The sequence below is a fragment of the Pantoea sp. R13S299 genome (genome assembly GCF_048515925.1).
Classification (GTDB): domain Bacteria; phylum Pseudomonadota; class Gammaproteobacteria; order Enterobacterales; family Enterobacteriaceae; genus Pantoea.
This window is the reverse complement of record NZ_JBLYEF010000001.1, coordinates 219,949-240,164: the sequence shown is the minus strand read 5'-3', so window position 1 is coordinate 240,164 and position 20,216 is coordinate 219,949. Positions and strand designations below refer to the sequence as shown.

Here is a 20,216-nt window from a genome sequence, read left to right as displayed (position 1 = left end):
CAGAGGTTAAATCACCCAGGAGAGCAGCAGACAACCCACCAGACCACAGACCGAAATAATGGTCTCCAGCGCCGACCAGGAGCGGATGGTTTCGCCAATGGTCAGGTTGAAATACTCTTTGAACAGCCAGAAGCCCGGATCGTTAACGTGCGAGAAGATCACGCTGCCGGACCCTACGGCGATCACCATCAGTTCCGGGCTGGCGCCACTGGTCACAATCAGCGGTGCCACGATGCCCCCGGCGGTAATCGCCGCTACCGTGGCAGAGCCCAGTGCAATACGCAGCACTGCGGCAATCGACCAGGCCATAAAGATGGGTGACAGCTGAGTCGAGTGCATCATGCTGGCGATATATTTATCCACGCCGCTGTCCACCAGTACCTGTTTGAAGGCCCCGCCACCGCCGATAATCAACAGCATCATGGCGATGATTTTGATCGAGTCGGTCAGGGTATCCATCACCTGCTCCATCGTGCGGCCGCGATTCAGTCCAAAGGTGAAGATCGCAATCAGCACGGCAATCAGCGTCGCCATCACCGGGTCGCCAAAGAACTCCGCATACGGCAGCAGCACGTGACCTTTTGGCAGCAGCATCTCCGCCACGGCACGCAGCGCCATCAGCACCACCGGCACCAGTGCCGTCCAGACGCTGACGCCAAAGCCGGGCATTTCCGCTTCGGTGAAGGTTTTCGGGTTATAGAGTCCCTGCGGAATCGGTTTGTCGATATTTTTCAGGAAACGGGCGTAAACCGGACCCGCCAGAATCACCGTTGGGATTCCCAGCAGCGTACCAAAAAGCAGTGTTTTACCCATATCAGCGTTAAACAGCGTGGCGATGGCGGTCGGGCCAGGATGCGGTGGAAGAAAACCGTGCGTCACAGACAAAGCAGCCGCCATCGGCACCCCGACATAGAGCAGCGGCACACGCGCCGATGCCGCCACGCTGAACACCAGCGGCAGCATCAGCACAAAGCCCACTTCATAGAACAGCGCAAATCCGACGATAAAACCGGTCAGCACCAGCGCCCACTGAATGTGCTTCGTACCAAATTTTTCAATCAGGGTGGTGGCAATACGCTGCGCGCCGCCACAGTCGGCCAGCAACTTACCGAGCATGGCACCAAAGCCCATGATCAGCGCCAGGCTGCCCAGCGTGCCGCCTACGCCCGCTTTGATTGAGGTAATGACTTTATTGACCGGCATGCCCTGCATCACGCCGACAGCCAGCGCCACCAGGATCAGCGCGATAAATCCATTGAGCTTAAAGCGAATCATCAGCAGCAGCAGTAGCGCGACGCCGATCGCCACATAGAGTAATGGCATAGCTTTTCTCCACCTTGTGCACCGAACCGAATTCAGTGTCGAATTATTATCATGATCCCCGGAGGGCGACAAAACAGTGCATCTGTAAGATGTTTACACATCCCGACAAACGCTGTTACCGATAACATGTTAAGGGTAACATCCGCAGGAAAGCACCACCCCGCCGGGGGTGAATTTCTGTTTTGCGAAGGTGATCAACTTTTTGCCGATGCGTTATCAGAAAGTTTGCCAGTGTCGACGCCGCGCTTTTCGTTACACTCAGATTTTAGCGAAATGTAAAAGGATGCGCTGGTGAGTGAGAACCTGAGTGAGCTGTACAGTAATCAACGAACCCTCTTTGGCCGGGGCAGCCTGGATAAGCTGGTGCCGCTGCTGGCCGCCCAATCACAGCCTACCCTGCTGTTTTGCGGGCAATCCTTCCTGCAGGGACCGGCCTATGCCCGGCTGAAAGCCGGACTCAACGATCACATCATCGGTTATGAAATTGTCAGCCATGAAGCCTCACCCGCCGAGATCGATGGCTGGGTGGCGCGCTGGCGCGGTCATGTCGATCGGGTGGTGGCGATTGGCGGGGGAAGCGTGCTGGACGCGGCGAAAGCGTTTAGCGCGATGATTCAGCATCCGTTGCCCACTGCCCGCTATCTGGAAAAAGTGGGTGATAGCGCGGTCCAGCCCATCACGCTGCCGCTGATTGCGATCCCGACCACCGCCGGGACCGGCAGTGAAGTGACGCAAAATGCGGTGGTAACCGACCAGCAGGATATTCAGATCAAAGCGTCGCTGCGCCATCCGGTCTTTGTGCCGGAGGTGGCAATCCTTGATCCGGATCTGCTGAAAGGCGCGCCTGATCACGTGCTGGCGACCTGCGGTATCGATGCCTTTACCCACCTGTTTGAGGCCTATCTCTCCAGCAAAGGCAACTTCTTCACCCGGCAGCTGGCGCTGACCGGCCTGCGTCAGTTTGTTCAGGCCTGGCCTGCACTGAATCGCGAGGATGCGGCTGGCGACGCGGCACGTGAGGCAATGATGATGGCCTCATGGCTGGGGGGAGTCAGTCTGAGCAGCGCGGGTCTGGGCGTGATCCACGGTATTGCGGGGGAACTGGGCGCGATTAAGCCGTTCCATCATGGCGAAGTCTGTGGGCGTCTGCTGTTTCCGTTCCTGGATCTGTTGTCCGACAGCGATCATCCGTTACAGCGTAAGCTGATGGCGGAACTGCATCCGCAGCTCTTTAGCGAAACCACGGACTCACCGGCACAGTTTCTGAAGCAGTGGCTGCAGCAGCAGGCGATCACCCCGTTCTGGCAGGAGGGTCCTTCGCTGAGCCACTCCGAAGCAGAGTGGATTCTGGCGCGAGCCAATAGTAAAAACTCGCTGGTGAATTACAGCCGCGAGCAGATGCAGATGATGATTGCGCAGGCCTGGCACATCACGGCGTGATCAATCCGCTGGCCTCCTTCACTGACCTGCCAGCCCTGGCAGGTCATACAAAGCCCGTCAGCTAAGCCTGCGTGGCGCTGAAAGGCCCCTCGCCTGCCAGCATCTGTTCAATCACCTGCAGCACGCCCTGCTCGTTGTTAGAGGGCGCTTCATAGCGCGCCGCCTGCTTCACCCGCTGTGGCGCATTGCCCATGGCAAAACTGAAGCCGGACTGTTTAAGCATCTCCAGATCGTTACCGCCATCGCCAAAGGCCAGCACCTGATCGTGCGTAATCCCCCAGCGTTGTGCCAGCAGATCCAGACCGTGCGCTTTATGATTTCCCGGCACGATCAAATCAACCGAGCCGTGACCGCTGGAGGTCGCTGCTACGCGGCCCTGATGCAGTCGCTCAATATCCGCCATCAGTGGCTCGATGTAGTCGTCAGAGAGATTCAGCGCGAACTTAAACAACCGGTCATCCTGCACGTCATCCAGATGATGAATCGGCTTCAGCCGGTGACAGTAATGGCGCATCTTCTTAAGCCAGGTCTCTTCCATGCCCTCGAAGTAGTAAGCGCTGTCACGTCCACACAGCAGGTAGCGCAGGCCCGGATAGTCGCCGTTTTGCAGCGTGTCGATCACCGCGTCGACATCCCGGCGTTCAAAGGCACCGCAGAACAGCTCCTCATCGCGATCGATAATCCATGCGCCATTCTCCGCCACAAAGGCGATATCGCTAGCGATCTCCGGGAAGAAAGATTTGAGCTGGTAATACTGATTGCCGCTGGCCACCACAAATTTGATGTCACGGGCGGTGAGTTGCTGATAGCAGGCGAGAAAGCGGGATCGATTGTACTGCTTGTTATCGTCCAGAAACGTGCCATCCATATCTACCGCAACCATCTTAACCGTCGTCATCATAACTCCTTACACAGGAAATTTCAGAGTGGAGTCTCAGGATAGCCGCTGGCGCAGCAAAACGGAAAGAAAGAGGGATGGCCTTAGCCATCCCCGAGATTATTGACAAACTCCGGCCCGGTAGCGGTAAGACCGAGCCTGCTTAGGGAACACGGTCAGATCGGAAAGACGCAAAAGCTGTCATCCATGACACGCTCGGCCCGCGCCATCCGTGGCGCGGGACGCTTCCCTCTTCTGACCGAGTTCCCTGCGCTTTTAGCTATTACTTTGCTGTCAGAGCAACCCTGATTGGGTTTGTCAGCAGTCAGGGATGGCCGCACAGCCATCCCCGGGGGATCAGTTCAGGGCGCTGTTCAGCACCAGCGCGGTAATGACACCAGTTGCAGCAGCAATCAGCACATAGTTGCCGTCGATGTTTGCCCAGTGATAACCGCGCGGCGGTTCACGCAGACCGCGTTCATGCCAGTCGGCGACACGGTAATGGTCGCCACGATACTCCTGAGGAATAGCATGGCCGCGACGGAAGTCGTGCCCCTGCCAGGCGAAATGGTCGCGGTCATTGCGGGCGTCTCTGCCACGGCGGTTATTATCCTGGTCATGACGACTGTTGTCGCGGCCACGATTCTGCTCAGGACCGCGATTATCAGAACGATGATCATCATTCTGATGCGGCACCGGCTTACGTTGCCCGTCATCGTGATCGTGATCGTCTGCCCGTGAGGCCTGAGAAAAGAGCGTGCTGCATGTCAAAAGTGAAGCGATAAGCGTGAGTGTTGTTTTTTTCATGATACTGCCTCCGAAAATAACGGCTGTTCAGGCACCGTTGATCGGCATGATGGCAATAATTAAGGCAGGAGACATCTGTAAAACTCTTAAAATCCGGTAACTTACACACTATTACGCTTACTTAGCGCTTTCTTAACACGGGTCATGCCCGGACATCTTTCCTGACGAAATCCAGATTAACCGGCCAGCCCGGGCATCACGCATCAGGCTGACCGGTTAAGAGTGATTATGGCGTGCTGAGGATCACCGGCGCGTCCGGCAGTCCGGTAAAGTGCGTCACGATATGGTGATAATCGGCCGTCGGATCCAGATCGCGGAACACCTCCGGATAGAGATCTTTTGCCAGGATTTCCATGCCGATGATGTTGTAAGGATGATTATAGAAATGGTGATAAACGCCATAAACCCGTTTCTGTTTCACCGGTTCGATCTGCTCCAGACCGGTGCGGCTCTGCAGGCGGTTGAAGGTGGCAGTCACCTCGGCCTGGCTGGCACCGTAACCAAACGGCAGCACGTTGCTGTTCGGGCGTTTAGAGCCGGTCATGATGTAGACGTCCGGCTTCATGGCGATGATCTTCTCCAGCGACACAAAGCCGGAACTGCCGGGCAGCAACGCGGAGCCGATATTTTTTCCACCGACCGCTTCTACCAGCCCGCCCCAGCCGTTGTGACCGTGGGTAAAGCAGCAGTTGTCGCTGTTACCGGCAATCGGCTCAATAAACACCGTCGGCTTGTGCTGCACCTGCGCAATTTTCTGCTGAAGCATCTCCCAGCGCTGCTGGTAAAAATCGGCGTAGGCTTTTGCTTCGGCTTCGCGGTTCAGAACGGTACCCAGCACTTTCACGCTCTTCAGGGTGTTCTCTTTCGGATGAAGCTCATCATCCAGGAACAGCACCGGGATGTGCAGGTTTTTCAGGGTCGCCAGCACGCCCGACTGCGTCAGGGCCGGTTTGGCGCGCAGCTGCGCAATCATCATATCGGGCTGCTTCGCCAGCACGCTCTCCAGATTGACCTGCCCCTGATCGTTAAAGCCCATGTCCACAATCGATGCCGCCTGCGGCCAGCGCTGCTTCAGCAGGTCCCAGGTCTGAGTATCCTGCTTTTTCGGCAGGTTGTTCCAGGCGACGACGCGCTGAAACGGATTCTGTCGATCCAGTAATGCCAGCGCCATCACATCGCGTCCGTCCTGCAAAATCACATGCTGCGGCTCTTTCTGCAGCGTAATTTTCTGACCATCCATATCGGTCACGGTGACCGGATAGGTGGTGGCCGCACAGGCGGTTGAGAGTAAAAGTGTGGTGGCAGCCGCTATCCCGATTTTCATTTGTCTCCTGTCCTTTAAAGGAATAATAATTATTCGCGTTTACTTTACCATGCGAAAAAGTAACAAATGTAAATATTGCTGACCAGATGCTACTGAGAGAGCGGATTCATGGCGCGGCTGCAGGATTACATTACGGGAGCGATGTCGCTGAATGGCAGTAGAGTCACAGGGAGAATGGCGAATGGCGGGAAGACTGGCAGGCGCATCTCCACGGGAGGGAGATGCGCCTGCTGGCTCAGGTTTACTTCACCAGCGAATAGAAGATCGCAGAGATAGCAATCAGTCCGATCAGCACCACAAACAGATTGCTGATGTGACCGCTGTACTTCCGCATTGCGGGCACCTTCTGAATGGCATACATCGGCATCAGGAACAGGATCATGGCAATAATCGGTCCGCCCAGCGTCTCAATCATGCCGAGAATGTTCGGGTCCAGCGTCGCCACCAGCCAGGTGGTCAGCAGCATAAAGAGTGCGGTCAGGCGATTCAGTCTGGCGGGCGCGATGGTTTTACCGCGACTGCGCAGCGCCTTATTGACCATGCCGTTGAACCCTTCGCGTGCACCCAGATAGTGACCGAGGAACGATTTGGTGATCGCCACAATCGCTATCAGCGGCCCCATCCAGGCAATCATCGGCACCTTAAAATGGTTAGCCAGATAGGAAAGAATCGTGATGTTCTGCGCCTTGGCGGCGAGTAAATCCTCAGGCGACAGGCTCAGTACGCAGCTGAACACAAAGAACATCACCGTCACCACCATCATCAGGTGCGAACAGGCCAGAATGCGCGAACACTTTTTCTCAGCGGCATCGCCATACTCTTCGCGCTTCGCCAGCGCAAAGGAGGAGATGATCGGCGAGTGGTTAAACGAGAAGACCATCACCGGAATCGCCAGCCACAGTGTCATCCACAGGCTGCTGCCTGCGGGCTGAACGTTCAGCGTCGAAAGTACCGCGCCGTGCCAGTGCGGAATCAGGTAGCAGGCCATCAGCATCAGCACCGCCACAAACGGGTAAACCAGCACGCTCATCGCTTTGACGATCATCTTCTCGCCGAAGCGCACGATGCTCATCAGTCCGACAATCAGCAGCAGCGACAGCAGCACACGCGGCGGCGGTACCAGGCCGAGCTGATGCACCATCAGGCTCTCGACCGTGTTGGTAATCGCCACGCTGTACATCAGCAGAATCGGGTAGATAGCGAAGAAGTAGAGCAGCGTAATCAGCTTGCCCGCACCGACGCCAAAATGCTCCTCGACCACCTCGGTGATATCACCGGCTGGATTTTTACCGGAGAGGACAAATCGGGTCAGCGCGCGGTGCGCAAAGAAGGTCAGCGGGAAGGCCAGCACCGCCATGATGATCAGCGGAATCAGCCCGCCGACGCCCGCATTAATGGGCAGGAACAGTACACCAGCGCCAATCGCCGTGCCGTATAAACCCAGCATCCACATGGTGTCGGTTTTACGCCATCCCGTATCGACGTCACTCTCAAGCGCGCCCAGCGTGCCAGTTTGCGTGGTTTTCATCAGATTTTCCGTGTTAAAAGCCGCCATTAACCTGAGCCGTCAGACAGGTAAAGGTCTGCCCCGCTCTCCGCCTCAGCTGCAACCGGATCAGAAAAGCGTGATGCTGACCCGCCCGTGCATAGGTAATCGATTGCGTGCGCCACTTTTTACACTACCTGACGATAAAAGTTCAAGCCGTGCAGATAAACACGCATGGATCGGCTAAAAAACCGTCAGGTTGTGCAACGTGACTGCGCGACGATCATGCCATCTTTGTGGCGGTTTTACTGCCCCTGAAAAGGTGATCCCTGTAACGATTCAGCGCAACGGGCTACGCTTAAACGGACGCTGTCGCGATCGCACAGCCGCAAAGGAGATAAAAATGAAAATTGCCTGCCTGGGATGGGGATCGTTAATCTGGAAAACCGGTGCACTGCCGGTCGCCAGTCAGTGGCATCATGATGGCCCGGAGATCCCGATTGAGTTTGTGCGCATCGCGGACGGCGGCGAGTTGTCGACCGCGATCTGCCTGAATGCCCGTCCGGTGCCGGTTTTATGGGCCTGGCTGAACACGGCGTCACTGGAGAGCGCCTGTCGCGCACTGCGCCTGCGTGAGGCGATCCCGGACAGCCGTGCCGATGGCATCGGGATGATGACGGTAACAGAAACCTCGGTGGGACCACTGGCGGAGTGGGCGCAGGCGAAAGGCATCGAAGGGGTAATCTGGACCGGTCTGCCTGCCCGCATGGCGGGTGTCGAAGGCCAGATCCCGACGCTGGATGACGCGCGACACTACCTGCAGAGTCTCACCGGTGAAACGCGTGAGCACGCGTATAACTATATCGATCAGGTTCCGGCACAAATCGACACGGCTTATCGTCGTGCGTTTGCCGATCTGACACGCTGGCAGCCCGACTCTGCCCCCGTGACGGTCGCCATCACCCAGTTGCATCTGCCCTCTCCAGAGGTTTAAAACAGGCCATCCTGCTGCACCGCTCGGCTTACTCTTCAAAGGGTTACTACACTTCAGACGGGTTGCGATTTCAGGTTCCCTGAGTCTTTCCCGCGGGTAGCCACGCCTTCTGGCCGGGCCGCCATCCCTTTGTCAGCAGGAGATGAACAGATGAAAGCATTAACGTATCACGGCCCCCATAAAGTCAGCGTGGATAACGTGCCCGATCCGGGTCTGGAAGCCGCCGATGACATTATTCTGCGCGTGACCGCCACCGCCATCTGCGGTTCAGACCTGCACCTCTATCGCGGCAAAATCCCTGGCACCGGGCACGGCGATATCTTTGGTCATGAGTTTATGGGCGAAGTGGTTGAGGCTGGCAGCGCGGTGACCGCCGTCGCCAAAGGCGATCGGGTGGTGATCCCGTTCGTTATCGCCTGTGGCGACTGTTTTTTCTGCCTGATGAGCCAGTATGCTGCCTGTGAAAATACCAACAGCGGACGGGGAGCCATCCTGAATCGCAAGAACATCACCCCACCTGCGGCGCTGTTTGGTTTCAGCAAACTTTATGGCGGTGTGCCCGGCGGTCAGGCGGAATATGTCCGGGTGCCGAAAGCGAATACCGGCCCGTTCAAAGTGCCGTCGGTACTGTCGGATGAGAAAGTGCTGTTCCTTTCAGACATTCTGCCCACCGCCTGGCAGGCCGTTAAAAACGCCGAAGTTAAACCTGGCTCCAGCCTGGCGATTTTCGGTGCCGGCCCGGTTGGCCTGCTCAGTGCCGCCTGCGCCCGACAGCAGGGTGCCGAACAGATTTATATGATTGACCACAACAACTATCGCTTAAACTTTGCCCGCGAGCGCTACGGCGTTATCCCGATTAACTTCGATGAGATCGATGACCCGGCAGGCTGGATTATCGAGCACAGCACCGGCAATCGCGGTGTGGATGCGGTGATTGATGCCGTCGGTTTCGAGGCGAAAGGCAGCCTGACTGAGACCGTGCTCACCAATCTCAAGCTGGAAGGCAGCAGTGGTAAAGCGTTGCGTCAGTGTATTGCCGCCGTGCGACGTGGCGGTATCGTCAGCGTGCCGGGCGTCTACGCCGGATTCATTCACGGCTTCCTGTTTGGTGATGCCTTCGATAAAGGGCTGACCTTTAAGATGGGACAGACGCACGTGCATGCTTATCTGCCTGACCTATTGAAGCTGATTGAGCAGGGCCATCTGACGCCGGAAGAGATTGTGACCCACCATCTGCCGCTGGAAGATGCCGCTCGCGGCTACGATATTTTCGCCAAACGCGAAGAGGAGTGCCGCAAGGTGATTCTGGTGCCTGGCATGGCGGCGACACAGGCCACGATCTGATCGCCTGACCCTGAACGGGTCCCCGGCAGAGCACTCTGCCGGGATTGTCTTGTTAATATGGCTTACGTTCCAGACTGCTTCTCCACTCCCGTCTCTCCAGCAAATGTTCATCCGGCGAATCCGCCGTATCCACCTGACTCCCCTGCTCCAGCAATCGCGCACTGCGTGAATGGGGATGACTTTCGCTAATCACCTGTTGTGAAAACGCGCCAAACGATAACAGCAAAAACAGTACTGCACTGGCCAGCCTCACCTTCATACGCACACCTCTTTGAAAACGGTGTCGCTATGCTGCCCGAAGGGTTTTCATTTTCTGTCAGTAACAGGCAAAGTTATGTGGGAAGCGGGAACAAGCTGCGACGGGTTTAACTGCGGTTCAGGATAGCCCGTCAGAATAGTTTTTAAGTTTCCCCGCTTACCGTCCGTTTCCCTTCAGGAAGATGCTATTGAACATCAATCAGTTTGATCAGCCGGTCGGTGAGGCTCTGCCAGACTGGCAACCCGTCACCCGACCGCCCCGCACGCCACTCACCGGTCAGCACTGCCTTCTCGTGCCACTGAGCGTGGATCATGCGGAATCGCTGTTACAGGCCTTTATGCTGGCACCGGACGATCGTGACTGGACCTGGCTGAGCGCGGAGCGGCCCGCCTCACTGCCGCAGATGCAGCGCTGGATTGCAGATAAAGTGGCGGATGCGGCTCTGGTGCCCTTCACGGTCTGCACGCCGAATCAGCAGCCCTGCGGTGTGGTCTGCTTTGCCAGCATTGAGCCCGAACATGGCACCCTTGAAATCGGGCACGTTACCTGGTCGCCGCTGATGCAGCGCAGTGTGATAGGCAGCGAGGCGATTTATCTGCTGCTGCAAAAGGCTTTCTCACTCGGCTACCGGCGGGTGGCGTGGCGCTGCGATTCCACCAATGTCGCGTCCCGACGCGCAGCAGAACGGCTCGGCTTCCGCTTTGAGGGGCGTTTTCGTCAGGTGATGACGCGAAAACAGCGCAACCGCGATACCGACTGGCTCTCAATGATTGATGGTGAATGGCCCGGGGTTCAGCACGCCCTGAGCGACTGGCTGAGCGCGGATAATTTCACCGCTGACGGTCAGCAAAAGCGCCCACTCAGCGCCTGCTTCGCTGGGGTTAATCGGGGCGATGCAGACGCGACAAGCCAGGAGCGCTGAGGCCTTTAATGCAGCCGACGCACGCTCAGTGCCGCAGACCAGCGCTGTCGCTGGCAGCGCGGACAGACGGCCTGCTGCTTCGCTTCTATCCTCTGCGTCTGGCCGCAATGGGTGCAGGCGTAGAGCGCGCTGACCGGCATGGTGCTGTAATCCTGCCGGTGCTCCGGCGGCAGGATGCTTAACCCGGCGCGCATCTCATCGTCATCGTAGAAATAGAGGCTGAGCTGACCATCCACCTCCACCAGCGCCAGCCGGATCTGCCCCAGATGTTCCACGCCGCTCTGGCGCAGTTCCATAAAGAACTCATCTTCAGAAATATTCAGCCGATCCAGACTCTCCAGCACATACAGCCCGTCTTTAATCAGCGTGATAACGTCCCCCTGAATAAGCCGTGAAAAGCGCGAGCTGTGCGACGTCAGCCAGGTCGTGAAGCGGTAGAGCGCCAGCAGGACTACAAACACCATAATGACCGGCAGCACCGGCACATCATCGTAAAACGTGACGTCACCGGACGCGGAACCCAGCGTCAGGATCACCACCAGTTCGAACAGCGACAACTGGCGCACGCCGCGCCGTCCTGAAACTTTCAGAAAGGTAAAAACCACCAGATAGGCGATCAGGACACGCGCCACCACTTCAAATAAAAAGGTGGCCGGTTGATCGTTGAGTAAGAAACGGTGCCAGTCGAATGAGAACATAGTCTGCTAAACATCCTGTTTTAAAGGGGCGCACATCGTTACAGCCGCCCAATGATGGCCCGCAGATTCAGGCCAGTGATAAGTAAATCTTGTCGCCAGTCCGCCAAAAGGCAAGCGAAGCAGTAACGTGAAAGCAGTCGAGTCTGACCGCTCTGCATGTTGAGGAAAAGGTTCACAAAGCTGAAAATAGCGCTGATTCTGTTCACGCTGCGCTTATCGAACATCTCATAAAATTTAATCCAGAAACTTCCCGTTTATGGCTGACTGATTTTTACCGCTACGCTTTTTTCTTTTCACTTCAGTAAGTTGCTAACCACCCCTTCACACCTATACTTTCCAGTAAGGCTTCCGCAAACCCGATAACATCCAGAGAAGCCGGCCTTTTCCTGCCGATAGCGCCGCACGTAGATACCGGCTATCTCACTCGTCAAGATCGCCACAGGACCTGATGCCTGTCCCTCAGTGGCTGTACCTTATGGCAAGGATCGCCCATCCGTTCAGAGTGGTCAGATCGTCCAGTCTGCAATGCAAACCTCACGCCCTGACCCGTTTCGCGACGGCTCGTCAGCGGGAAGCGTTTTGCTTTTTTCCGGGAGATGCCATGACGCCCTTTACCAGTTTCTGGCAGGCCGGCTACGAAGGAGCCGACCATATCAATCCTGCCGGCCTTGCGCTATCGATGAACGATCTGAACCAGCATCAGGCGCGTGTAGCAGAGGACTATGGCGCGCTGGCCCACTTTTCCATCTGCACGGTGCGCGAAAGCGTCGGCTGGCGCTTATGTGAACGCGATGACTGCTATGACTTCTCGACGGTCGCCGCCCGGATGCAGGCCGCAGAGCAGCAGGGCATCCAGATAAGCTGGACGATCTGTCACTACGGCTGGCCTGCAGGCGTCAGCCTGTTTGACCACGACTTTGTCAGCCGTTTCGCTGCCTTCTGTGGCGCACTGGCCCATTTCCTGGCTCCCTGGTATTCGCAGCCGCCGGTCTACGCCCCGATGAATGAGATCTCCTTTGTCAGCTGGGGCATCTCGGTGGGGCTGTTCGCCTGTGAGGCAATCCCGGCGCCGGATCGGGCGGATGCCGCCAAGCAGCAGCTGGTGCGCGCCACGCTGGCCGCCTGTGATGCAATCTGGCAGGCCGATCCGCGCGCCCGTTTACTGCACTGCGATCCGCTGATCCATATCGTGCCCGATCCTGCCGATCCGGCCAGCGACGTGCTGGCGCGTGAGATGTGCGACACCCAGTATCAGGCGTGGGACATGCTCAGCGGCAGACGCAATCCGGAGCTGGGCGGTGCGCCCCGCTATCTCGATCTGATTGGCGTGAATTATTACCACGACAACCAGTGGGAACAGGGAACGAACCAGCGACTTTACTGGCATCTGGGCGACAGCCGCCGACTGCCGCTGCATCAGATGCTGCAACAGGTCTGGCAGCGTTATCAGCGGCCACTGCTGCTGGCAGAAACCAGCCACGTCGGCAGCGGACGCGGTGCCTGGATCAGTGGAATCACCGCACAGGTCGCGCAGGCGCAGCTGGCAGGCGCTGAACTGCTCGGCATCTGCCTCTATCCGATTCTCGATCGTCCCTTATGGGAGGAAACCACCTTCTGGACCCGCAGCGGTTTGTGGGATCTCGATCTGCTGGGGCCGGATCCTTACGCCCGCCAGTTACAGCAGCCTTATGCCGACGCCTTACAACAGGCGCAGCGCTTTTTGCAGCACCTCCAGTCCCCATTACATCCCAGCCAGGAGCACACCATGAAACCACCTGTTCTCATCGTTTTCAGCCATTTACGCTGGGGTTTTGTTTTTCAACGCCCGCAGCAGCTACTGACACGTCTGGCTCAGCACTATCGCGTGCTGTTTGTCGAGGAACCGGTCAGGCAGGCGGGGCCACCGGGCCTGCATCAGAGTTCGCCTGCCGCGAACATCACGGTGATCCAGCCGCATACCGACAGCGACGCGCCAGGCTTTCACGACAGCCAGATCGCCACGCTGCATCTGTTGCTGACGCCGCTGCTGGAAGAGGATGAACAGCCACTGATCTGGTTCTATACGCCAATGGCGCTGCCGCTGCTGACCCCGTTTGATCCGTCACTGGTGATTTACGACTGCATGGATGAGCTTTCCGCCTTCCGGAATGCGCCGCGCCAGCTGCAGCAGCGTGAATCCGCGCTGATGACCCGCGCCGATCTGGTCTTTACCGGCGGCTCCAGCCTCTATGAAGCGAAGCGTGATAAACATCCGCAGGTTTACTGCTTCCCCAGCAGTGTCGATGCCATCCATTTTGAGCAGGCGCGCGATCGCACTAACCGTCATCCGCTGCAGGATGCGATTCCGCCGCTGCGCCTGGGCTATTACGGCGTGCTGGATGAGCGCATCGACCTGCCGCTAATTGCGGCGTTGGCAGACAGCCATCCGGAGTGGCAGATCATTATGGTCGGGCCGGTGGTGAAAATTGATCCCGCCAGCCTGCCGCAGCGCGACAACATTCACTGGCTCGGCCAGCAGCCCTATCAGGCGCTGCCGCAGTTCCTGGCGGGCTGGGATGTCTGTCTGATGCCGTTTGCGATTAATGCCTCGACCCGCTTCATCTCGCCAACCAAGGTGCTGGAGTATATGGCGGCGCAGCTGCCGATTGTCATCACCGCCATTGTCGATGTCGCACGCCACTACGCCGAGGAAGTGGCGGTGGCAGAGACTCACGCAGAGTTTATTGCCGCCTGTGAAGAGGCAATAGCGATCGGTGCCGCAGAACGGCTGGCGCTGGCGGGACGGATGCAGGCCAAAGTGGATGCCACCTCGTGGGATCGCACCGCTGAGCAGATTCACGGACTGATCCAGCAGGCGCTGACGCAGCGTCAGCCTGCGCTGAAGTCAGCCAGCCAGACCTGCGCGCAGCCCAACGTCACGCGTTTAACACCAGCGATGCTGGAGAGCGAAGCCTTGCCGTGCCTGATTATCGGCGCCGGACCGACCGGGCTCAGCGCCGGTTATCACTATGGCGAAGGTGCCGTGCTGCTGGAGAAAAATAGCACCCCTGGCGGCTGGTGCCGCTAGATTGACGATCAGGGCTTCACCTTTGATTATGCCGGTCACATTATGTTTTCGCAGGACCCGTACGTGTTGCAGCTCTATGAAATGCTGCTGGGCGATAATCTGCACTGGCAGGCGCGTGAAGCCTGGGTCTACAGCGACGGCGTCTATACCCGCTACCCGTTCCAGTCTGCGTTGCACGGCTTGCCGGTCGAGGTGGTGAAAGAGTGCGTGCTGGGGGCGATTGAGGCGCGTTATGGCGAAACGGCGGCCGCCGCCGTACCGCTGGACCGGGCGCGGGCGCGACGGGATTGCTGTGCAGATGGCGCGATTCCTGATGAGGGCAGCAGCAGCGGCGTGGTGGAAGGCGAAGAGGATTTCCAGCACTTCATTATGCGCACCTGGGGCAAAGGCATCGCGCGTCACTTCGCCCTGCCCTACAACCAGAAACTGTGGAAAGTGCCATTAACCGATATGGAAACATCGTGGCTGGGCGGACGCGTACCCCTACCCGATCTGTCGCAGATCATCGATGGCGCGCTGCAACCGCTGGCGAAACCGGTCGGCCCCAATGCCCGATTCGGCTATCCGCTGCGCGGTGGTTTCCAGGCCCTGATGTCCGGCTTCCTGCCGCACCTGAAATGTACGCTGGAAACGAATACGACGCTGACCCGCATCTATCCGCAGGCGCATGTCGCGCTGCTGGCGGATGGTCGCCACTACCGTTATGAGCAGTTGATTAGCACCATGCCGCTGCCGGAGCTGATTAAACTGATGGGCGATGAGGTACCGCAGAGTGTGCAACAGGCAGCGCAGCAGCTGCAGTTTGTCTCAGTGCGCTGCGTGAATCTGGGGATCGGCCGGGCTGACCTGACCGAAAAGCACTGGATTTACTATCCTGGCGATACGCTGTTTCACCGCATCTTTGTGCAGGGCAATGCCAGTCCGCACTGCAACCCGCCGGGCGGTTTCGGCTTAACCTGCGAAATCACCTACAACGCGGCCAATCCGCTGCCGCTGGAGGGCGATGCGCTGATCGAGCGCTGCCGTCAGGATTGCATCCGGGTCGGCATGATTACTGAGGACGATCCGCTGCTCTGCGCCTCGGAGGTCGATATGCCTTATGCCTACGTGGTCTATGACCATGCGCGCAGCGATAACGTGGCGCTGATCCGCCAGTGGCTGCTGACCCAGGACATTCATCTGTCGGGTCGCTACAGCGAGTGGGAATATTACAACTCGGATCACGCCTTCCTGGCCGGGAAACGCGCCGCCGAAAATGTCCGGTTACAACATGTCAGCGCAGGAACCCTGGGCTGATCCGGCGCAGTCCGCTATGACAGTTGCTGGCTGCATTTTGCAGCTTTAAGCGATTGCAATTCAGTAACACGTTTTTCCGCTTTCCGGGTGGCATTGTATTTCGCAATGCCATTACCCAGCCCGAAATCCCCGACAAAGCCCAGCACGGTCAGTGCATCGAACTGGCCGGTCTGATCGATATCACTCTGCACGCTATGCGCTTTGACCAGTTCCTGATCCAGTGCGCTGCAGTTCAGTGTCGCGGTCTCTTCCGGCGTCACCGCAGCCGCCTGTGGATACTGCTTGGTGGCGCAGCCGGTTAATACCAGCGTCAGCAGCACCACTAAAAATGTCTGTTTACCCATTTTTCATTGCCTGTTTTTTGCCCGATTAAAAGGGTTATCGGCAGCATACACCAGGAACATGAGTCTCTGACCTACCAATAATGGTCGAAACCGCTACGCTAATGTAGGATCCAGCGCGCTGCAGTTACAGGCAGCCTGTTACCGACCGGAAGTCACGCAGCGAACGCACATTCTCCGTTCATCTTTTCTGCCAGATCTTTCAACCCATGAGGCATGACGTTGCCACCCGCAGCGTTTAAGAGCACAGCCTGACCGTTAATCCGTGACGAGGCATTCGCATAAGCGAAGCCGGATACAGAAAATTTTGCGCGTCGGGTTTATCAGAGTTTGTTCCAGATGAGGTTTTTCCATGCGTTTTAAAGGATTGAACATCGGATTTTTCATTTTGATTCTGGCTATCGCCACCGTCGCATTTTTTGACGTGCTTTCGCCCTATTTCTCGTCGATTTTATGGGCAGCGATTCTGGCGGTGATTTTCAATCCGCTGAAAACGTATCTCCGCAACCGACTGGGCGATCGTAATGGCCTCGCCGCGTTAATTACCCTGCTCTGTATCTGTCTGATTGTGTTCACGCCGCTGGCCATTATCGCCTCCTCGCTGGCGGTTGAAACCAACGCGGTCTATCACAAACTGCAGACCAACTCGTCGCAGTTCCCGGCCGTATTCGCCGATCTGTTGCAGCATCTGCCGCGCTGGGCGAAGCATTTCCTGGCTGAAAATAATCTGGATAATGCAGAGCAGATTCAGCAGAAGCTCTCTTCGTTCGCCCTCAAGGGCGGCCAGTATGTCGCGGGCAGCGCCTTTATCATCGGTAAAGGGACGTTCAGCTTCACCGTTGGCTTTGGCATCATGCTCTATCTGCTGTTCTTCCTGTTGAAAGATGGTTCCTATCTGGTGCATCTGATCCTGGAAGCGCTGCCGCTCTCAACCTACGTGAAGCATCACCTGATGGTGAAATTTGCTGCCGTGGCGCGCGCGACGGTGAAAGGCACGGTGGTGGTCGGTATCGTTCAGGGTATTCTCGGCGGGCTGGCCTTCTGGTTTACCGGCATCGACGGCAGCCTGCTGTGGGGTGCGCTGATGGCCTTCCTCTCCCTGATTCCGGCAGTCGGCTCCGCCATCATCTGGGTGCCTGCGGCGATCTTCTTCTTCGCCACCGGCGCGTTGTGGAAAGGCCTGTTCCTGGTCGGTTTCTTCGTGGTGATTGTCGGTCTGGTGGATAATATCCTGCGCCCGCTGCTGGTCGGCAAAGACACCAAAATGCCTGACTATATGATCCTTATCGCCACGCTGGGCGGCATGGAAATTTACGGCATTAACGGTTTTGTTATCGGTCCGGTGATTGCCGCGCTGTTTATCGCCTGCTGGAATCTGCTCTCTGGTCGCGATAACCGCGAAAACATCGAAGCCATCGACGAAGAGTTTATCGAAGACGGTAAGAAGCAGTCGGATACTGCCGCAGAAGCCGCGGCTGAAGCAGCAGCGGCTTCTGCCGGGGCAGCTGCAGAGGCTGAGACAAAAGCCTTAGCATTGAAGAAAGAGACCGTGGAAAAGAAAGCGTAATACGTTTCAGGCAAACTCAGACTCGTGTCGCGGTCAGAGCGAGGCCTGCTCAGGAAACACGGTCAGATCGGAAAGACGCAAAAGCCGCCATCCATGGCACGGGACGCTTTCCTTTTCTGACCGTGTTCCCTGCGCGTTGAGTTTATGCGTTGCTGCCAGAGGCATTGTGAATCAGCTTTATCACCCATAAAAAAACCCACCTTTCGGTGGGTTCTTTTTTTAACCTGAAAACCAGCGTCTTAGTTAGTCGCTTTATTTTTCAGCTCTTCAGCACCCTGCTTGGTTTTATCCCAGCCTTTCTCAGTGCCTTCTTTGGTTTTGTGCCAGCCCTTCTGAGTCCCTTCGGTGATTTTGCTACCGGTGGTGTGGCTCTTGCCTTCAGCGGCATGCTCAGACTTCAGCTTCAGCTCTTTGCCTTCATTCTGGGTCTGGTGCAATTTTTCTTTCGCAGTATCAGCGCCTTTATGCGCTTCTGCTACGGTGTTGTCTGTGGTGGTAGCAGCAAATACTGGCGAGGCCAGCAAAATAGCAGACAGTGCAATAATTGATTTCTTCATAATTCCCTCTGTATTCATCGTTGCCGTGTAGGTTTAAATCCTGGCATAACCTTCCCAGGAAAGATTTAAGAATAAACCAGGAATGAAAAAGGGCCAGTTTTCACCACAAAAAGACGCTGACTGTAGATTTTTCGTCCACTACCAGAGTGCCAGCTGCGGATCGTCGTCCTGTTTTGGCTGACTTCGGGCTACACGAGCAGGGGGCGCAGGCTGCTGCATCTGTCGGGTAATCCACTCCAGTAACACCGCCACCACATACGCCTGCTGCTCAGCGCTCAGCGGCTGATGCTGTCCGATGTTGTGCCACTTGCTCAGACAGCCACGACAGCAGGTCGCGGTGGCGTGCTGGGCGATAAACACCGGATGACCACGCATCGGCGTCTGCTTGCCATCATTCTCAGGCTGGGCAGGCGCAAGGCGCTGTGCCACAAACTCTGCAGCGTGCTGACGCAACACCGGCTCGCCTTTGCTGTTCGCATAATCATACTCAGCGCGTCCCAGACGAAAGCGCTGGCGGAACGGCGAACGTGCCAGCCGGGTAAACAGATCGTCAGACACTTTCATACTGATGCCAGTCACTCATATTTACGTCCCGCCAGATAACTGACGCCCTGCGCCCCGAACGCCTCGCGATGCAGTTCATTCGGCTGCAGGTGAAAGGTCTCGCCCGGATGATAAGTGGTGTCGCCCTGTTCGGTACTGATGGTGATGTCCCCACTGAGAATCAGTGCCAACGCTTCAAAGGGATGGACGTGATTATCAAGCTCAGTTGACGCTGCACGCTCAATCAGCAGCGGCTCGTCAAAACCCTGTTCGGCTAACAACTTTCTGAATTCGTGTTCGGTCATTGCAACTCCTCAATGTGGAACTGACCCTAAGCAGTGTAGACGATCTTTATCGCCGCCTATGGCACTCAATACCTTACGTAAAGTAGCGCAAGCAACGTTGTTCCCCGGTCAGGCCGATGCTGTACTTACCGTCTCGTTCCCCCCATTTTGACATCAGGATGACGCAAAAGTATGTCTCACCATGAGAGAACCGCCCTGCTGCTGATAAATCAGCGCTCACGCAAAGGACGCATTGAAGCCAGCCGGGCACAGACGCTGCTGGCTCAGGCCGGGTTCACCCTGCTGCAACCAGAGGAAGATGAGACCCGCAGCTACAGCGAACTGATCAAAGCGTATGCCGGTCGCGTCGATGCAGTGATCGTCGGCGGTGGCGACGGCACGCTTAACGCGGCCGCGCCAGGACTGATGCAGACCGGCCTGCCGCTGGGGATTTTACCGCTGGGCACCGCCAACGATTTTGCACGGACGCTGGGTATTCCCGCCACGCTGGAACAGGCGGTGAAGATAATTGCAGACGGACAGCTGCGCGCCGTGGATCTGGGTGAAGTGAATCAGCACCTGTTTCTTAACGTCTCCAGCATCGGCTTTTCGGCAGAGCTGGCGCGTAACCTCACGGCGGAATCGAAAAAACGCTGGGGTGTGGGCGGTTATGCTCTGGCAGCTTTGCGGCTGCTGCGACAGAGCCGTCCGTTCAGCGCCACGCTGGTCCATCAGGGCCAGCGGACGCCGATCAAAACGGTTCAGGTGTCAGTAGGTAACGGACGCTTCTACGGTGGCGGCATGACGGTGGAAGAGCGCGCGGCACCCGACGATGGGCTGCTCGATGTCTACAGCCTGGAGTTAAAGCACAGCTGGCAGCTCATTGCGCTGCTGCCCTTTCTGCGGCGCGGCACCCATGGCCGCTGGCGCAACGTGCGGGCATTCAGCGCCACGGAACTGACGATTGAGACACGTCGTCCTCACTACATCAATGCAGACGGCGAAATTATCGGTCAGACGCCCGCCCATTTCCGGCTGATCGCCCGTGCGCTGCGGGTGTTTGCGCCCGCCGATAAACCAGTTTGAT

The 20,216-nt window shown here is 57.2% G+C and carries 17 protein-coding genes and 1 pseudogene; 7 read left to right on the top strand and 11 right to left on the bottom strand.

The genetic code is table 11. The features are described 5' to 3' along the window. Positions 1-6 precede the first annotated feature (6 nt). On the bottom strand, positions 7-1,323 hold the full coding sequence (gntT, locus tag ACN1CO_RS01205; protein ID WP_090963068.1) for a gluconate transporter: 1,317 nt from the start codon (positions 1,321-1,323) through the stop codon (positions 7-9). A gap of 291 nt (positions 1,324-1,614) precedes the next feature. On the opposite strand from gntT, the gene ACN1CO_RS01200 reads away from it, so the two are divergent. After that, entirely contained in the window at positions 1,615-2,763 is a 1,149-nt protein-coding gene (locus ACN1CO_RS01200; RefSeq protein WP_419137069.1) for an iron-containing alcohol dehydrogenase, read from the top strand. Positions 2,764-2,824: 61 nt separating this feature from the next. Here ACN1CO_RS01200 and ACN1CO_RS01195 read toward each other — a convergent pair whose 3' ends face one another. From ACN1CO_RS01195 to ACN1CO_RS01180, 4 genes are all read right to left on the bottom strand, one after another. Further along, entirely contained in the window at positions 2,825-3,661 is an 837-nt protein-coding gene (locus tag ACN1CO_RS01195) for a Cof-type HAD-IIB family hydrolase (protein WP_419138948.1), read from the bottom strand. A gap of 336 nt (positions 3,662-3,997) precedes the next feature. Further along, the gene (locus ACN1CO_RS01190; protein WP_419137067.1) at positions 3,998-4,447 is read right to left on the bottom strand and encodes an RcnB family protein; all 450 of its coding nucleotides are present in this window, start codon (positions 4,445-4,447) and stop codon (positions 3,998-4,000) included. A gap of 226 nt (positions 4,448-4,673) precedes the next feature. After that, positions 4,674-5,771 (bottom strand): ABC transporter substrate-binding protein, encoded by a 1,098-nt coding sequence (locus tag ACN1CO_RS01185; protein ID WP_419137065.1) that lies wholly within the window; start codon positions 5,769-5,771, stop codon positions 4,674-4,676. Positions 5,772-6,012: 241 nt separating this feature from the next. Further along, entirely contained in the window at positions 6,013-7,299 is a 1,287-nt protein-coding gene (locus ACN1CO_RS01180) for an HAAAP family serine/threonine permease (RefSeq protein WP_419137063.1), read from the bottom strand. A 361-nt stretch (positions 7,300-7,660) separates the two neighbouring features. Between ACN1CO_RS01180 and ACN1CO_RS01175 the strand changes: the two genes are divergently transcribed. Both ACN1CO_RS01175 and ACN1CO_RS01170 read left to right on the top strand, forming a co-directional pair. Continuing rightward, the gene (locus ACN1CO_RS01175; protein WP_419137062.1) at positions 7,661-8,251 is read left to right on the top strand and encodes a hypothetical protein; all 591 of its coding nucleotides are present in this window, start codon (positions 7,661-7,663) and stop codon (positions 8,249-8,251) included. A 150-nt stretch (positions 8,252-8,401) separates the two neighbouring features. Next, on the top strand, positions 8,402-9,595 hold the full coding sequence (locus ACN1CO_RS01170) for a zinc-dependent alcohol dehydrogenase (protein ID WP_283546006.1): 1,194 nt from the start codon (positions 8,402-8,404) through the stop codon (positions 9,593-9,595). 52 nt (positions 9,596-9,647) lie between these two features. Here the strand turns inward: ACN1CO_RS01170 and ACN1CO_RS01165 are convergent, their stop codons facing one another. Beyond that, positions 9,648-9,854, bottom strand: a complete 207-nt coding sequence (locus ACN1CO_RS01165) for a hypothetical protein (protein WP_419137059.1) — start codon at positions 9,852-9,854, stop codon at positions 9,648-9,650. Positions 9,855-10,041: 187 nt separating this feature from the next. Here ACN1CO_RS01165 and ACN1CO_RS01160 point away from each other — a divergent pair, with 187 nt between their 5' ends. Beyond that, positions 10,042-10,776 (top strand): GNAT family N-acetyltransferase, encoded by a 735-nt coding sequence (locus ACN1CO_RS01160; protein WP_419137057.1) that lies wholly within the window; start codon positions 10,042-10,044, stop codon positions 10,774-10,776. 5 nt (positions 10,777-10,781) lie between these two features. Here ACN1CO_RS01160 and ACN1CO_RS01155 read toward each other — a convergent pair whose 3' ends face one another. Further along, positions 10,782-11,474, bottom strand: coding sequence for a YetF domain-containing protein (locus ACN1CO_RS01155; RefSeq protein ID WP_419137055.1), 693 nt, complete (start codon positions 11,472-11,474; stop codon positions 10,782-10,784). A gap of 601 nt (positions 11,475-12,075) precedes the next feature. On the opposite strand from ACN1CO_RS01155, the pseudogene ACN1CO_RS01150 reads away from it, so the two are divergent. Beyond that, positions 12,076-15,837, top strand: a pseudogene (locus tag ACN1CO_RS01150) (FAD-dependent oxidoreductase). A 14-nt stretch (positions 15,838-15,851) separates the two neighbouring features. On the opposite strand, the gene ACN1CO_RS01145 reads toward ACN1CO_RS01150, so the two are convergent. Then, a complete protein-coding gene (locus ACN1CO_RS01145; protein WP_419137053.1) occupies positions 15,852-16,181 on the bottom strand; it encodes a hypothetical protein in 330 nt (109 codons plus the stop codon). A gap of 349 nt (positions 16,182-16,530) precedes the next feature. Here ACN1CO_RS01145 and ACN1CO_RS01140 point away from each other — a divergent pair, with 349 nt between their 5' ends. Continuing rightward, on the top strand, positions 16,531-17,745 hold the full coding sequence (locus ACN1CO_RS01140) for an AI-2E family transporter (protein WP_419137051.1): 1,215 nt from the start codon (positions 16,531-16,533) through the stop codon (positions 17,743-17,745). 239 nt (positions 17,746-17,984) lie between these two features. Here the strand turns inward: ACN1CO_RS01140 and ACN1CO_RS01135 are convergent, their stop codons facing one another. From ACN1CO_RS01135 to ACN1CO_RS01125, 3 genes are all read right to left on the bottom strand, one after another. Next, positions 17,985-18,302: a hypothetical protein gene (locus tag ACN1CO_RS01135; RefSeq protein WP_283546011.1), complete on the bottom strand. Its 318-nt coding sequence runs from the start codon at positions 18,300-18,302 to the stop codon at positions 17,985-17,987. A 138-nt stretch (positions 18,303-18,440) separates the two neighbouring features. Further along, positions 18,441-18,866, bottom strand: coding sequence for a DUF4186 domain-containing protein (locus ACN1CO_RS01130; protein WP_419137049.1), 426 nt, complete (start codon positions 18,864-18,866; stop codon positions 18,441-18,443). A gap of 11 nt (positions 18,867-18,877) precedes the next feature. Continuing rightward, a complete protein-coding gene (locus ACN1CO_RS01125; protein ID WP_419137047.1) occupies positions 18,878-19,150 on the bottom strand; it encodes a cupin domain-containing protein in 273 nt (90 codons plus the stop codon). Between the two features lie 171 nt (positions 19,151-19,321). On the opposite strand from ACN1CO_RS01125, the gene ACN1CO_RS01120 reads away from it, so the two are divergent. Next, positions 19,322-20,215: a lipid kinase gene (locus tag ACN1CO_RS01120; protein ID WP_419137045.1), complete on the top strand. Its 894-nt coding sequence runs from the start codon at positions 19,322-19,324 to the stop codon at positions 20,213-20,215. Position 20,216: the final 1 nt, after the last annotated feature.

What these genes read in the sequence shown, in the direction of transcription:
- ACN1CO_RS01185 (WP_419137065.1), bottom strand. Translation starts at nt 5,771, where the DNA reads ATGAAAATCGGGATAGCGGCTGCCACCACACTTTTACTCTCAACCGCC.
- ACN1CO_RS01125 (WP_419137047.1), bottom strand. Translation starts at nt 19,150, where the DNA reads ATGACCGAACACGAATTCAGAAAGTTGTTAGCCGAACAGGGTTTTGAC.
- ACN1CO_RS01135 (WP_283546011.1), bottom strand. Translation starts at nt 18,302, where the DNA reads ATGAAGAAATCAATTATTGCACTGTCTGCTATTTTGCTGGCCTCGCCA.
- ACN1CO_RS01140 (WP_419137051.1), top strand. Translation starts at nt 16,531, where the DNA reads ATGCGTTTTAAAGGATTGAACATCGGATTTTTCATTTTGATTCTGGCT.
- ACN1CO_RS01120 (WP_419137045.1), top strand. Translation starts at nt 19,322, where the DNA reads ATGTCTCACCATGAGAGAACCGCCCTGCTGCTGATAAATCAGCGCTCA.
- gntT (WP_090963068.1), bottom strand. Translation starts at nt 1,323, where the DNA reads ATGCCATTACTCTATGTGGCGATCGGCGTCGCGCTACTGCTGCTGCTG.
- ACN1CO_RS01180 (WP_419137063.1), bottom strand. Translation starts at nt 7,299, where the DNA reads ATGAAAACCACGCAAACTGGCACGCTGGGCGCGCTTGAGAGTGACGTC.
- ACN1CO_RS01130 (WP_419137049.1), bottom strand. Translation starts at nt 18,866, where the DNA reads ATGAAAGTGTCTGACGATCTGTTTACCCGGCTGGCACGTTCGCCGTTC.
- ACN1CO_RS01175 (WP_419137062.1), top strand. Translation starts at nt 7,661, where the DNA reads ATGAAAATTGCCTGCCTGGGATGGGGATCGTTAATCTGGAAAACCGGT.
- ACN1CO_RS01190 (WP_419137067.1), bottom strand. Translation starts at nt 4,447, where the DNA reads ATGAAAAAAACAACACTCACGCTTATCGCTTCACTTTTGACATGCAGC.
- ACN1CO_RS01155 (WP_419137055.1), bottom strand. Translation starts at nt 11,474, where the DNA reads ATGTTCTCATTCGACTGGCACCGTTTCTTACTCAACGATCAACCGGCC.
- ACN1CO_RS01165 (WP_419137059.1), bottom strand. Translation starts at nt 9,854, where the DNA reads ATGAAGGTGAGGCTGGCCAGTGCAGTACTGTTTTTGCTGTTATCGTTT.
- ACN1CO_RS01145 (WP_419137053.1), bottom strand. Translation starts at nt 16,181, where the DNA reads ATGGGTAAACAGACATTTTTAGTGGTGCTGCTGACGCTGGTATTAACC.
- ACN1CO_RS01195 (WP_419138948.1), bottom strand. Translation starts at nt 3,661, where the DNA reads ATGACGACGGTTAAGATGGTTGCGGTAGATATGGATGGCACGTTTCTG.
- ACN1CO_RS01170 (WP_283546006.1), top strand. Translation starts at nt 8,402, where the DNA reads ATGAAAGCATTAACGTATCACGGCCCCCATAAAGTCAGCGTGGATAAC.